The following is a 13908-nucleotide window of genomic DNA, read 5'->3' on the forward strand; positions in this document are numbered from 1 at the left end:
ACGGGCGCCTACTTTTCACCCTCCGGGGATCCCATAGGGCGAGCCAGGCTCTCATCTTCAGTGGTGCGGCTTCCGTCGGCATTGAGGCCGACCAGGCTCTCGCCCTCAACATCGACAGCCGGAATGATCTTCCCCAGCCACGTGGGGAATTTCCACGCGTGTTCGTCGAGAAGGAACATCGTGGCTGGAATGAAGGTCATGCGGACAATGAAGGCGTCAAAAAATACGGCGGTAGCCAGGGCAAAGCCCATCACCTTGATAAACGGTTCGTCGGCCATGATGAACGCCGCGAAGACAGAGATCATGATCAAAGCGGCGGCCGTGACGACGCGCGCGCCGTGTTTGAAGCCGTTGGCGGTGGCGTTGCCAGCAGTTTTGCCGTGCGCCCAGCCCTCGCGCATGCGCGTGACCAGGAAAACCTGGTAGTCCATAGCCAGGCCGAACACGATGCCGATCAACATGATGGGCAGGAACGAGATGATGGGCTGCGGGTCGTCGATGATGCCACCGAAACCTTCCTGCCACAGGGCGACGGTGACGCCGAACGTGGCGGCCACCGAAAGTCCGAAGCCAAGGGCCGCGATGAGCGGCACCCAGATAGAGCGGAAGACAATCATCAGCAGGATAAACGCCAGCACCAGGACGATGGCGATGTAGGGGATGAGGGCATCGGACAGGCGCTGGGAAATATCCTCGTACATTGGGGTCACGCCGGTGATGGCGTAGGTAGCGCCGGTCTTGTCGGTGTAGCCGGCCTCCTTGGCACGCATCTGTTCCAGTACGTCTGCTGCGCGGGCGTCTGTAGCGCCATAGGACGGCGTGATCATCACTTGGGCGGCGGTGCCCACGTCGGCGGGGTTCTGGGAATCGCCGTTGGTTTGCACCAGCTGGGCGTTGTCTACACCGTCGGTTCCTTGGATAGTGGCGACGGCTTGCTGAGCTGCCGCGGCCTTTTCCTTGTCTCCCAAATCTGGGTACTCTACGAGGGCAATCATGGGGGCGTTGCGGCCCGCACCGAAGCCTTCCTCCGTCATTTCGTACGCCATACGGTTAGGCGTGCCTTTGGCCATAGACCCATCGGAGGGCATGGCCAGCCGCAGGTTCATCGCCGGGATGGCCAGCAGTACAAGCAGCACGGCAGCGCCCACCAGCCACAGGGCGGGCTTTTTGCGGATGATGCGCACCCATTTCAGTCCCATGGTCGGCTTGTCGTTTTCCGGGTCCGGAGCCTTGACGATCGGTGCGCGGCCTGCGAACACCTTCGTGCCGATCAGACCCATGATGGCGGGAAGCAGGGTGATTGCAACGATGACTGCGATGGCCACGGTGCCGGCGGCGGCCAAGGCCATGGCGGTGAGGAATGGGATGTTGATGATAGACAGTGCGGCCAAAGCAATCAGCACCGTCAGGCCTGCGAATACGACGGCGGAACCGGCCTTACCGACCGCCAGGCCTGCCAGGTGTGCGCGTTCCTTGGCGGGGATTGTCTTGAATTCTTGCTGGAGTTCCTTCGGCTCCAGGTCCTGCCCATTTACATGCGCGATGAGCTCGCTGCGGTAGCGGGAGAGGATAAATAGTGCGTAGTCGATGCCCACGGCCAGGCCGATCATGGAAGCCAGGGTGGGGGTCATGGAGTTAATGCTGTCCGTGACGGACGTGGCTGCCATAACGATGCCGATGCCGGTGCCCACGCCGATCACCGCGGAAAGCAGAGGCAGGCCAGCAGCGACCAGGCTGCCGAAGGTGATGATCAGCACGATGGCGGCGACGGCCAGGCCGATGATCTCGGAGGTCATGTTCATCTCCGGCTGCTGGAACGCGTTGCCGTTCCAGCCGACCTTGAGGTTGCCCTCATTATCCGTGACCGCATCTTCGAACTTCTGAATGTCTTCCGCCGGAACGTCGGCGGCGGTCTCCGCGTCGAAGGCAACCTCAATGATGCCGGTGCGCTGGTCGGGGCTTAGCGGGCTCAGCGCGGCAATATCGGAAGCGATCTGTTCCTTCGGCATGCCCTGCTGCTGCTTCATTGGCGCCATCTGCTGGTGCATGTTTTCGCTTGCCAGGACGGGGGAAACGAGCTTTTCCTTGTCTTTGAGGAAGTCGAGTTCTTGCAGTGCCTGCAGGATGTCTTCCGTCGACTGGGCGGCCTCGCCCTCGGCGAGGGTCTGGCCTTCGGGGGCCTGGATGACCAGTTTGCCCTTGGCGGCCTCTAACTGATCGGTGTTTTCACTGTTGGGGAAGTCCTCCTTGATCTTTTCCTGGGTCTCGATGGATTCCAGACCCGGGATGGTGAAGGACTGCGAGGTTGGTTTGGTGAGGAGGGCGGAGGCAGTGCCCACGCCGACCAGCACGATGAGCCAGACGGCCAGGAAGCGCCACTTGTGGAAATAGGCGGAGCGGCCTACGTGGTAGAGGAATTTAGCCATGTAGAAAATATTGCACAGGTTCTGAATCCTTGCAAAGCCTGTGCAATATTTTTCTGCGACCGGTATCAGCGGCGGTACTTTAAAGGGGGGCTAGGCCAGACTAGTCGGCGACCAAGGTCTCCATCGTCAGTTCCGGGTGCTCCTTCTCTACGAAGGCCAGCTTCCACTTGTCACCGAAGAGGGCGATCAATTCCCCATCCGTACGGGTGAAGATTTCCACACCTCTTTGCTTGGCCAGCACCGGCGCGGATTCGGCGTCGGTACGACGGGCGACAGAGTAAGGAACGGGGTCGGCCACGGTCTCCACGTTGTACTCAACGTCCATCCGGGCTTGCATAACCTCGAACTGCATCGGGCCGACGGCGGCCATGACCGGGTTTGCATCACCGCGCGCATCGTTGCGCAGGATCTGCACAACGCCTTCGGAATCCAACTGCTCCAAAGCCTTGCGGAACTGCTTGTACTTGCCCAGGGACTTAGCACGCAAGGTGCGGAAGTGCTCCGGGGCGAATTGCGGCATGGGCGGGAACTGCACCTTCTTGCCGCTGTAGATGGTATCGCCTGGGGCCAGGGAACCCGCGTTGACCAGGCCCACAATGTCGCCAGGGTAGGCGGCCTCCACGGTCTCGCGAGTACGGCCAAAGACGGTCAGGGCGTACTTCGTGGAGAACGAACGGCCAGATTGTGCATGGGTGACCTGCATGCCCCGCTCGAACACACCGGAGACCACGCGCATGAAAGCCAGGGAGTCGCGGTGGTTACGGTCCATTCCCGCCTGCACCTTGAACACCACGCCGGAAAAGTCATCGGTGGGGTCGCGATGCTCATCCACTGCCACGGAGTTTCCACCCGCAGCGGCTTCGACAACCCGTGGGTCGGAATCACGTCCAGCCGGCGCCGGAGCCAGGGCACACAGCGTATCCAGAATCTGGTGCACGCCGAAGTTCAGCATCGCGGAGGCGAAAATTAGCGGGGAGGTGGTGCACTCCAGGAACAGCTCTTGGTCGTGCAGCGCGCCGTCGGCGGCTAGCAGTTCGACCTCTTCGGCGGCGGTATCCCAGATGTCTTCCTCCCGTTCGGCGGCCTGCTCTGGGGTGTAGTGCTCCTCTGGGGCGATGGTCGAACCACCGGCGGTGCGCAGGAAGTGGATGTATTCCTCGGCCTCGCCGTCGTCGTTAATACGTGCCAGGCCGCGGAAGTCGCCGGCCTCGCCGACTGGCCAGAACAGGGGAGTGGGTTGTAGCTGGATTTCGTTGACGATCTCGTCCACCAGCTCCAGCGGACTGCGGCCCGGACGGTCCCACTTGTTCACGACAGTCACGATGGGCAGGCCGCGGGCCTTGCACACGCGGAACAGCTTCAGCGTCTGCGGCTCCAGACCCTTCGCGCCATCAATGAGCATCACTGCGGCGTCCACGGCAGAAAGAACACGGTAGGTATCCTCCGAAAAGTCCGCGTGGCCCGGGGTATCGACCAGGTTGATCATGAAGGGGGAGCCTTCGTGGCCTTCCGGGGCGTACTCGAATTGCAGTGCGGAGGAGGCGATGGAGATGCCGCGGTCTTTCTCCATATCCATCCAGTCGGAGACGGTGGACTTGCGGCCGGCCTTGCCGTGGACGGCACCGGCCTCCTTGATCATGTGGGCGTGCAGCGCGAGCGCCTCGGTGAGGGTAGATTTACCGGCATCCGGGTGGGCGATGACGGCGAATGTGCGACGGCGCGAGGCTTCGGATGCGGTTGTACTCATAATGCCCACAAGTCTAGCGGGTGGGCACTAGATGCAAGCAGACGTGGTCTTCTTCTCGTTGTTCGCGGCCTGAGTCAGCGCCTCATCGAAGGATTTCACGTATTCCTGCGCGCCCTCGGGCATCGGGTGAATACCATCCTCGAACAGTAGTTCCTGGTGGGACTGCGCGTGGCCGCACCAGTCGGCAATGTAGACGTTGTCGTGAGTTTTGGCAGCGTCCAGCACTTCTTGTTGGGACTGCGCCATCCACTCACGATCGCCGTAGGGCATGGCCATGAAGATCTGACGGTCGGGGCCGATGAGGTTAATCATCTCTTCCAGCTGGCCCGGGAAGGCTGGGCCGTTGGTGCCGAAGCCGAGGAACACGTTCTTGCGCAGCTGGCCGGAATCGTTCAGCTGTTGCAGCACCTCCATGCCGGCGGTGTAGTGGCGGGAAACGTCTGCATCGATGTAGATGCCTGGGTAGTTGGTGTTCAACGCTTCGCTGGCTGCAAGCATCACGGAGTCACCCACGGCGGTGATGTCCTTGCCTTGCACGGCCGGAGCCTTCTTGGCCTCTGGCGGCGGTGGAGTAGCTGGGGCGGGAGCATTGCCCTTGTTGGCCTCTTGATTCATGCGCTGCAACTGGTCCAGCTCCTGTTCCAGTGCGGTCTTGTCGTTGGAGTTCACCACTCCGTAGACCACACCGCCGACGCAAGCCACGACGAGCAGTGGCACGACAGGCCATGCGACCTTCTTAAAGCCCTCGTTGATCTCGTGGAAGCTGGGGCGAGAAGCCCAGTAGTCCTTCCACGTCTGCTTGTAGCCGCGGCGGCGGAAGGGGTTTTCCACGTGCTGGTAGGAAATCTCGGAGATCAGCAGAGCGATCGGCACCGCTACCAGTCCGAGAATCCACTTGTGGTCCATGTGACCGTCGGCGTCAAAAAGAGCGCGCAGAATCATGATGACCGGCCAGTGCCACAGGTACAACGAGAACGAGCGTTGGCCGAGCCAGCGCATGACATTGGTGCGGAAGATCCACGTCAGCGGACCGGTCTCGCGGATCACGCCCCAGATCATCAGCACGCCCAGCACGCTGGTTAGCAGCAGGCCGCCCTGGTAGGTCACCGCCAGGTCGTCGCCCATAAACAGCAGTTGGAAGACGTAGCCGACAAGCGCCAGGGCACCAATCGCGCCCGCAAGCCGCGCCTCGAACTTGCCTGCCGACGGCCAGGAATCCACTCGCGGATCGTTGCGTGTGGAGGTGAGAGCCAGCGAAAGGAAAGCGCCGATGAGCAGGCCGAAAGCGTGCGTATCCGTGCCGTAGTAGACGCGCGTCGGATCCTCGCCGGGGGTGAACAGCAGCGCCATGGCCGCAGCGGAAAGCACGGCCAACAGCGCCGTCACCAGCATCGGGACGCGGCGCGGACTGCGACGGAGCCGGCGCTGGGTGAACACGAAGATTCCGAGTGTCACCAGCGGCCAGATGATGTAGAACTGCTCTTCGACAGCCAGCGACCAGTAGTGGGCGAAAACCTGGACCTCGTTTTCCGCGAAGTACGACTGAGAGGTGGCGATCTGCGTCCAGTTGTTGACGAAGAACAGCGTGCCCAGGAATTGCTCGCGGATCCCCACGGCGATGTCTCCACCTATGGCGGTGACGATTGCGGTGACGATAAACAGCGTGACCAGTGCGGCGGGGAGGATACGGCGGAAGCGCCTGATCCAGAAGTCCTTCAGGCTGATTGTGTTGTTTACCCGATATTCGCGCACCAGTAGCGAGGTGATCAGAAAACCCGACAGGACGAAGAACAGATCCACGCCCAGGTAGCCGCCGGGCAGAATATCGCCGAAGAAGTGGTAGATCACCACGGCGAGTACAGCGAGGCCACGCAGGCCATCGAGGCCCTTCACCTGGCGCAGGCGCGCACGACGATCCTTTTTGACCGTCTTATTCTCCGGCGGGATCGCCAGCGCTTCCGGTACGTTGTTCTGCTGTGGCGCAGGTTGTGCCGTCGCCACCTGTTTCGGTTCGGGCTGTTTCTTTGGTTGTGACGCCGACTTCTCCGCCGCTGGCGGCACCGCCTTCGGCTCCGCCTTCGCGGCTGGCTTGGGAGCTTGCTTCGCAGCGGGCGCCTGTGTGGGCTCCGGTTTGGGTACAGGCTGTGCGGCTTGCTTTGGTGCCTGCTTGGCAGCTGGCTTCGCGGTCTCCTTAGGCGCAGGCTGCGCAGCGGGCGCCTGTGTGGGCTCCAGTTTGGGTACAGGCTGTGCGGGTTGCTTTGGTGCCTGCTTTGCAGCTGGCGCGGGCACAGACTTGCGCTCCGCCTTCGGCTTCGCAACGGGCGACTTCGCTGCTTGCTTGGGTTCCCGTTTGGGAGCAGGCTTCGCAGAGGCCGCCTCCTTGGGAGCTGGGGTCTTTCGCGTCGCGGCGACAGGGGCAGCCCCCGGGGCAGGCGGCGCGCCTACGCTAGCGAGTTTGATGGCCGGAGCAGCCGCAGCTGGCCGGGCAGTAGCAGCCTGCTTGGGGCTAGTGCTTGTCTGCTTCTTGTTCTTGTCTGCTTTAGAGGCCTTCGTAGCCGTAGTGGACTTCTTGGGATCCTGCGAGGCTGTGGTTGCCTTTGGCGGCTCCTGCTTCTGGGATGCAGGAGCCTTTGGTGACTTCGGAGCGGAGGGGGCCTTGGGGGCGCCGACTGCGGAGAGCTTGATCGGCGGCTGCGTAGTCGCCTTGGGAGTTGCCTTTTTTGACTCCTGCTTCACCGGTTCCTGCTTCGGAGGGACAGGCTTTTTCTCTGCGGAGGTCTTCTCCTCGGAAGACTTGGAAGCCGCAGACGGTTCGGAATTCGCAGACGGTTTAGAAGACACAGAAGCCCTGGAAGACGCACCAGATTCTGGTTGTTTCTGCTGGTCGGGGGACGACTTCGCCGAACCTGTTCGAGCGTTACGAACAGCGCGCAGTAGTCCAAATATCTGCTTCACTTTGCATCTCCCAAAGGCAAGATCGAGCGCATTGATTCATCAATACTAACGCCAGGTAGCTCGAAAACCCGCGAGTATTCTCCTTATTGCGCGCTACCTGCACCGCAGCATTTATTAGTGCTTGCGTGTGTGGATATCGTTTCGCGCAATGTCTGTGCCATTGTTCACGATGAGCGTCACTGAGTCCACCGAATCTCGAAGCGTGTTCTCCATCCATCCGCTCTCCGGGTCGATGTCTGCCTCCTCGAACGGGCTCAAAACGAAATCAATCACAGGCGTGCCCTTAGGTGGGCGGCCGATGCCCATGCGGACGCGCACGTAGCGCTGGGTGCCCAGCTCGGCGGTCATAGAACGCAGACCGTTGTGGCCGCCCTCGCCACCTTTATCCTTGATACGCACCTGGCCGGTGGCGATGTCTAGCTCATCGTGGCAAACGATCACCCTGTTCGCCGGAAGATCCAGCGCGGAGGCCAGCGGCCCGACCGCCTCACCGGAGTTGTTCATGTACGTCGTGGAGCGGAGCAGCAGCACGGGAGTTTCCTCCACCGTGATCAACGCCGCATGAGCCTTCTGTCCCTCCACCGGCAGCCACTGCGCCTCATACCGCTCAACCAGGCGATCAATCGGCCAATAGCCGATGTTGTGCCGGGTTTCCGCGTACTTGGCGCCGGGATTACCCAGGCCGATCACAATCCATTCGGGGGCGAACTCTTGCAGCTGCTCGACGGTGAGCTTCGCACGCTTCGCAGGCTTAGCTGGCTTCGCAGGCTTAGCTGGCCTAGCACCAGCACTGTTAGCTGCAGGCCCCTGCGATGCGGAGTTCTTGCGGAAAACGGAAAATAGAGATTGGAAGAAAGACACAGCCACTAGTTTCCCACACCGAGGGTGCGCTCAACCTCGTCGGCTGCGTCGGCGCACATGATCGCCACATCGGCCGCCTCGGCTTTGGGGAAGGGCTTCAACACATAGGCCGCTGGATCCATCCGTCCCGGAGGTCGACCGATGCCGCACGACAGGCGCCAGTAGTCCTTGGTGCCCAGAGATTTAGTGATCGACTTCAACCCGTTGTGCCCCTTGTCACCCCCGGACTGGCGCAATTTCACCGTCCACGGGTCGCCTTCGAGGTCGTCGTAGGCCACGATGATGTTTTCCGCCGGGATCTTGAAAAACGCCGCCAGCTGCTGCACCGGCCCGCCCGACACATTCATGTAGGTCCGCGGCTGCGCCAGCACCACCTTGCGCCCCGCGATAGTCACTTCGGCGATGTCCGTGTTCGTCTTCTTGTGGGTATTCAGGCTGGCCGCCGGTACTTGCCGATCCAGCAGTTCGCCGATCACCATTCGCCCAACGTTATGCCTGGTGTTGGCGTATTTATCGCCGGGGTTGCCTAGGCCGACGATCAGCCATGTGTCGCTGTTGGTGTGTTGTTTCTTGTTTGGTGACGCCACCGTCTCCCAGCCCTCTCTCTAGCTCACTGACGGTCATTGTACTGTCCACCCCGGACAGCCTCTGGCTCCGTAGGGTGGCGTCGATAAGAAAGTGAACAACAAAAAGGGCCACATCACGTACGTTCCCGCACGTAATGTGACCCAATTTCGGTAAGGGGGAGGGGGAGTGGATTACTCCTCGGACTCGCCCTCTGCGGACTCCTCTGCAGCCGCGTCGCCTTCTGCAGCTTCGCCCTCGGCAGCCTCTTCGCCCTCGGCGTCCGGCTCCGGCAGCTCTTCTTCCTCCGGCTCGACGATGTTGATGATCAAGGTTTCCTCGTCGGAAATCAGGGTTGCGTTGCCCGGCATCTGCAGATCGCCAGCGGTGACCTGGTAGCCGATCTCCTTGCCCTCAACGTCAACGGTGATCTCTTCCGGAATGTTCAGAACGTCAGCCAGGATGGTGATGACGTCCGCGTCCTGAGTAACCAGGGCGCCCGGAGCAGCCTCGCCGGTGAAGACGACAGGTACGTCGACCTCAACCTTCTCGCCGCGCTTAACGTTCAGCAGGTCTGCGTGGTCAACGTCCAGGGTCAGAACGTTCTGGTCCACAGCCTTGATCATGACCAGGTGATCCTGGCCCTCGATTTCCAGCTCCAGAACGGCGTTTACGCCCTCGTTACGTAGGATGGCCTGGAACTCCAGGATGTCGACGTGAACGTGCATCGGATCCAGCTCGTTGCCGTAGACAACGGCCGGAACGCGGAAGTCGCGACGCAGACGGCGTGCAGCGCCCTTGCCAAACTCGGTACGCAGCTCGCCCTTCAGGCGGGTGATGTCAGCCATGATGTTCTCCTTCTAGTTTTGCTTCTCAGATGTGTTCTGATTGCTCAATGCGTATCAATCGCGGACACAAAAAATGCCGCGATATCTCGCGGCGTGTATGCATCCCACAGCTAACTTGGTCCGCGCACCCACTCGCGAGGGGGGGCTCGCTGTGCAGAGGTAACGCCAAACAAAAGAAGGGGAGTGTGCTTTCGCGCCGATAACGGCCAAACCTTCAAAGGCTGACTACAACCTTCGAAAATTCAGCCCTCGCCGAGATTCGGAAAAATTTTAGCACACCCCAACCGGGGATGAAAACTACTCGAACAGGGTGGTCACGGAACCATTCTCGAAGATCTCGTGAATGGTCTTGGCCACCAGCGGGGCGATCGGCAGCACCGTCAGGTTGTCCCAGCCCTCGGTGGACTGCGGCAAAGTGTCGGTGGTGATGATCTCGCGGGCGCCGCAGCTGCTCAGGCGCTCGCGGGCCGGACCGCTGAACACGCCGTGGGTGGTGGCGATGATCACGTCGCCCGCGCCAGCCTCGCGCAGCACGCCGACAGCGCCGGCGATGGTTCCGCCGGTATCGATCATGTCGTCCAGCAGCACACAGGTGCGGCCCTTTACGTCGCCGACCACGCGGTTGGCCGTGACCTTGTTGGCCACGTCCACGTCACGGGTCTTGTGGATGAAGGCCAGCGGGGCGTCGCCCAGCACGTTAGCCCACTTCTCAGCCACCTTCACGCGGCCGGCGTCGGGGGAGACCACGCAGATGTTGTCCAGGTTGTAGTTAGCCTTCACGTGGTCGGTCAGGATCGGCATGGCGTGCATGTGGTCCACCGGGCCGTCGAAGAAGCCCTGGATCTGGTCGGTGTGCAAGTCGACGGAGACGATGCGGTCTGCACCTGCGGTCTTCAACAGGTCAGCGATCAGGCGGGCAGAGATCGGCTCGCGGCCGCGGTGCTTCTTATCCTGGCGGGCGTAGGGGTAGAACGGCAAGATCGCGGTGATGCGCTTGGCGGAGCCGCGCTTCAGGGCGTCGATCATGATTAGCTGTTCCATCAGCCAGTTGTTCAGCGGCTGCGGGTGGGACTGCAGCACGAAGGCATCGGAACCGCGAACGGACTCTTCGAAGCGGACGAAGATCTCGCCATTGGCGAAGTCGCGGGCGGTGGTCGGAGTGACCTCGATGCCCAGTTCGCGGGCAACAGCCTCCCCCAATTCCGGATGAGCCCTGCCGCTAAACAGCATCAGGTTCTTTTGATTGTCGATCCAGTGGGTGGTGGACACTTGTGCTTTAACCTTCCGGTCGAAGAGCTGGACTATTCACTTTTTAATAGGGCATTCCCCATTTTAGGGTGCGCCCAGATATATCAACAAAAACCAGCGTAGCTGCTGGGAGCTACTTCTGGTCGGCCTGCGGTGTGGACGTTGGGGAACCGCCTTCCGCCACGCGCTTGGCTGCGGCCTCGCCGGCCTTCGCCGCCGGGGTGCCGGGGCGCTTCTGAGCTACCCAACCCTCGACGTTGCGCTGCTTGCCGCCGGAGACCACCAGTGCCCCCGGCGGGACATCTTCCTTGATGACGGTTCCGGCGCCCGAATACGCGCCGTCGCCCACGACAACCGGGGCGATGAACATGGAGTCCGAGCCAGTGCGTACGTGCGAGCCCACGGTGGTGTGGTGCTTGTTCACACCGTCGTAGTTCACGAACACGCTGGAAGCACCGATGTTGGAGTACTCGCCGATCGTCGCGTCGCCAACGTAGGTTAGGTGCGGCACCTTCGAGCCGCGCCCGATGTTTGCCTTCTTCGCCTCGACGAAGCCACCGAGCTTGCCCTCTTCGCCTAGCACCGTGCCGGGGCGGATGTAGGTGAAGGGGCCTACCTCGGCGCGTGGGCCGATGGTGGAATCAAAACCGTGGGTGCGGACTACCTGCGCGCCTTCGCCGACCGTGACGTTCTTCAGAGTGGTATCTGGCCCGATCTGCGCGTTATCGCCGATGTTTGTGGTGCCCAGCAGCTGGGTACCCGGAAGGATGGTGACGTCCTGGCCTACCTGGACATCCACGTCGATCCAGGTAGTCGCCGGATCCACCACCGTTGCTCCTCCGCGCATGGCGGCGGCCACTGTACGGCGGTTGAGCTCGGCACCGGCGGCGGCCAGCTGTACTCGGTCGTTGACGCCCGCAAGTTCCGCCGCGTCGGCGGCGATGTGGGCGCGCACCGGGTGACCCGCCCGGCGGGCGATACTCAGCACGTCCGTCAGGTACAGTTCGCCCTGCGCGTTGTCGGTATTCAGCTGTGCCAGACCGTCGCGCAGGATAGCAGCGTCGAAGGCGAATACGCCGGAGTTGACCTCGGTGATGGCCTTCTGCTTCTCCGTCGCGTCTTTCTCCTCGACAATGGCGGTAACCATGCCATCGTTGGTGCGCAGGATGCGCCCGTAGCCGGTGGGGTTGTCCTGGTTGACGGAGAGCACGGTCACGCTCGCACCGTCGTGGGTGGCAGTAAGTTCCTGCAGGGTCTCCGGGGACAGCAGCGGTACGTCCGCGTTGGTGACCACTACGGTGCCCTCGAAACCTTCCAGCTCTTCCATTGCACACTGCACGGCGTGGCCGGTGCCGTTTTGTTCTTCCTGAACCGCCGTATCAATCTCGCGTCCCAGCTGCTCGGATACGTCGGCGACGGCCGGGCCGACCTGCTCGCGCCCGTGGCCGATAACCGCCACAATGCGGGCGGGGTCGATGCCAGCGGCAGCGTGCAGGCTGTGGGAAAGCAGGGTGCGCCCGCCGATGGAGTGCAGGGTCTTTTGGGTCGCGGACTTCATCCGCGTACCCGCGCCGGCGGCCAGTACGATCACTGCTACGGGCTGGTCTGGAGCTTTCGGTTGAGCTTCGGGGGTCTGTGCAGAATCAGTCACGTTGTTGGCATTCCTTACTTTCCGATTTAAAGCGATATCCAGCATAGCGCCGCGCACCGGCTGCGTCGGTCAAGGTCGCCTTGGGGCGGGTCAAGAAACCTTCTTCTTGCCCACCGAGACCTCCGGCAGGGTCTTTGACAGCACCGCGCCCAGCAGGCCGAAGAGCGCCAGCGCAGCCAGGGCGACTTCCGGGGAGGCCATTGCCAGCACACTGGTCAGCGCACCGACCAGCAGCAGCAACACTCCCATTAGCGTGTTCGCCACCGATACGTAGCGGGTGCGTTGGGTGCCCTCGGCCATGTCCACGATGTAGGTCGAACGGGCGACTCTAATCGCGGCGTGGGCAAGCGAAATGATGAAAAACGCGAGCGGGAGCCACCACACTAGGACGGTGGTCCACGCATGGGCGTCACTAAGCGAAGAAGCGTAACCCAGCACCACAGTGACGATCAGCACAACCGTCGCCAGAAGCGCGGCACCGGATAGGGTGTTGCGGGAGCTGACATCCGACAGCCAGCCCGAGACCTTGCCAGCCAACAGCGAGGCCACGCCGGCGGCGATAACGAACGTGCCCAGGCCGGTAAAGATGGCGCTCGCCAGCGAAGATTCCTCTGCCACGCTTTGCTGGTTCGCCATTGTCACCAGGAACGTTGGCGACAATGCAGAAGCAAGCAGCAGCGAACGAACCAGCACGAAGCGCCTAAAGTCGCCGTCAGAACGCACGAGGTCCACGATGTCGTCGAACACATCCCGTAGGTAGTTCGTGCCCTGCGGTAGCCCTTTTTGTTCTTGTTTAGTGACGCCCTCACGTATCCCCTTAAACAGCCATGCGCTGGCCAGCCAGGCTGCGGTCGCGATGGCGAAGAGCACTGCGAAGAGGGTAGGGGTGAGCTCGCCCCGGGCGGCCTGAATGCCCAAACCCACCAGGATCGCCACCGCGCCGGACAAGGTGGTGGCAAAGCCAGTCAGCCGCCCGCGGAAGCCCTTGGGAACCGTGCGTCCGGCGATGTCCTTGCTGGTCAGCGAAACCAAAGAGCGGCAAGTGGACAGCAGGGCGAGGGCGAACAGGATAATCAGTCCGGCCAGCAGTCCGTCGGTCAGAAGCGCGGCGGCGACCATGATCGCGCACGCCAGTGCCTGGCCAAGCGTGCCGATCAGCATGAAACCCAGCCGCGAGGTCTTCGTCTGGAGCCACGGGCGGAACAGAGCCTGCGGCAGCATAGAGCCGGACTCGCGGATGGGCACCAGGAGCGGGATGATCCAGGCCGGGGCGGCGACGATGGACAGGAACCACGGCAGCACCGTCTTGGCGGAAACGATCTGATCGCCGATGTTCTGAGTACCGAAGCCGAGGGAATAGCGACCCGCATTTTCCTCGACGTGCTTCAGGTCGCTCTCGGGTGGCGTGCCGATGAATTTCGTGGTGAATGTGTGCCAGAACATGCTGGAATCTGTGCTGGACTTGCCGGACATGTAGCGCCCCACCCTTCCAAATAAAAAAGCTCTCCCACCAGGACTCGAACCTAGAATGACGGTACCAAAAACCGTAGTGTTGCCAATTACACCATGGGAGAAGCGCACATACGAATGTGCAGCGAACACTTTACA

General features: G+C 61.8%; 9 protein-coding genes and 1 tRNA gene. All 10 read right to left on the reverse strand.

Features of this window, described 5'->3' with window-relative positions; all coding sequences use genetic code 11:
* Nucleotides 1-8 precede the first annotated feature (8 nt).
* Nucleotides 9-2426: an MMPL family transporter gene (locus ACKFRT_RS00385; RefSeq protein WP_296214341.1), complete on the reverse strand. Its 2418-nt coding sequence runs from the start codon at nt 2424-2426 to the stop codon at nt 9-11.
* 100 nt (nt 2427-2526) lie between these two features.
* Nucleotides 2527-4173 carry a peptide chain release factor 3 gene (locus tag ACKFRT_RS00390; protein WP_296214343.1) on the reverse strand — a complete coding sequence of 549 codons (1647 nt, stop codon included), beginning with the start codon at nt 4171-4173 and terminating at the stop codon, nt 2527-2529.
* A 27-nt stretch (nt 4174-4200) separates the two neighbouring features.
* Nucleotides 4201-7128 (reverse strand): acyltransferase family protein, encoded by a 2928-nt coding sequence (locus tag ACKFRT_RS00395; protein WP_408925346.1) that lies wholly within the window; start codon nt 7126-7128, stop codon nt 4201-4203.
* 114 nt (nt 7129-7242) lie between these two features.
* The gene (gene pth / locus ACKFRT_RS00400) at nt 7243-7995 is read right to left on the reverse strand and encodes an aminoacyl-tRNA hydrolase (protein ID WP_408925347.1); all 753 of its coding nucleotides are present in this window, start codon (nt 7993-7995) and stop codon (nt 7243-7245) included.
* A complete protein-coding gene (gene pth / locus ACKFRT_RS00405) occupies nt 7995-8576 on the reverse strand; it encodes an aminoacyl-tRNA hydrolase (RefSeq protein ID WP_408925348.1) in 582 nt (193 codons plus the stop codon). The genes pth (ACKFRT_RS00400) and pth (ACKFRT_RS00405) overlap by 1 nt, the downstream gene beginning before the upstream one ends.
* 171 nt (nt 8577-8747) lie before the next feature.
* Nucleotides 8748-9401, reverse strand: a complete 654-nt coding sequence (locus tag ACKFRT_RS00410; RefSeq protein WP_408925349.1) for a 50S ribosomal protein L25/general stress protein Ctc — start codon at nt 9399-9401, stop codon at nt 8748-8750.
* A gap of 297 nt (nt 9402-9698) precedes the next feature.
* Nucleotides 9699-10670, reverse strand: a complete 972-nt coding sequence (locus tag ACKFRT_RS00415) for a ribose-phosphate diphosphokinase (protein WP_408925350.1) — start codon at nt 10668-10670, stop codon at nt 9699-9701.
* Between the two features lie 112 nt (nt 10671-10782).
* Complete coding sequence (gene glmU / locus ACKFRT_RS00420) at nt 10783-12300, reverse strand: bifunctional UDP-N-acetylglucosamine diphosphorylase/glucosamine-1-phosphate N-acetyltransferase GlmU (RefSeq protein WP_408925351.1); 1518 nt, start codon at nt 12298-12300, stop codon at nt 10783-10785.
* A 90-nt stretch (nt 12301-12390) separates the two neighbouring features.
* On the reverse strand, nt 12391-13773 hold the full coding sequence (locus ACKFRT_RS00425) for an MFS transporter (protein WP_408925352.1): 1383 nt from the start codon (nt 13771-13773) through the stop codon (nt 12391-12393).
* 29 nt (nt 13774-13802) lie between these two features.
* Nucleotides 13803-13874: transfer RNA gene (locus tag ACKFRT_RS00430), tRNA-Gln, on the reverse strand.
* Nucleotides 13875-13908: the final 34 nt, after the last annotated feature.

Source organism: Corynebacterium jamesii (assembly GCF_046097395.1).
Classification (GTDB): domain Bacteria; phylum Actinomycetota; class Actinomycetes; order Mycobacteriales; family Mycobacteriaceae; genus Corynebacterium.

Excerpts from the sequence above, each read along its gene's own strand:
- ACKFRT_RS00390 (WP_296214343.1), bottom strand. The coding sequence starts at position 4,173 with ATGAGTACAACCGCATCCGAAGCCTCGCGCCGTCGCACATTCGCCGTC.
- ACKFRT_RS00410 (WP_408925349.1), bottom strand. The coding sequence starts at position 9,401 with ATGGCTGACATCACCCGCCTGAAGGGCGAGCTGCGTACCGAGTTTGGC.
- ACKFRT_RS00385 (WP_296214341.1), bottom strand. The coding sequence starts at position 2,426 with ATGGCTAAATTCCTCTACCACGTAGGCCGCTCCGCCTATTTCCACAAG.
- ACKFRT_RS00425 (WP_408925352.1), bottom strand. The coding sequence starts at position 13,773 with ATGTCCGGCAAGTCCAGCACAGATTCCAGCATGTTCTGGCACACATTC.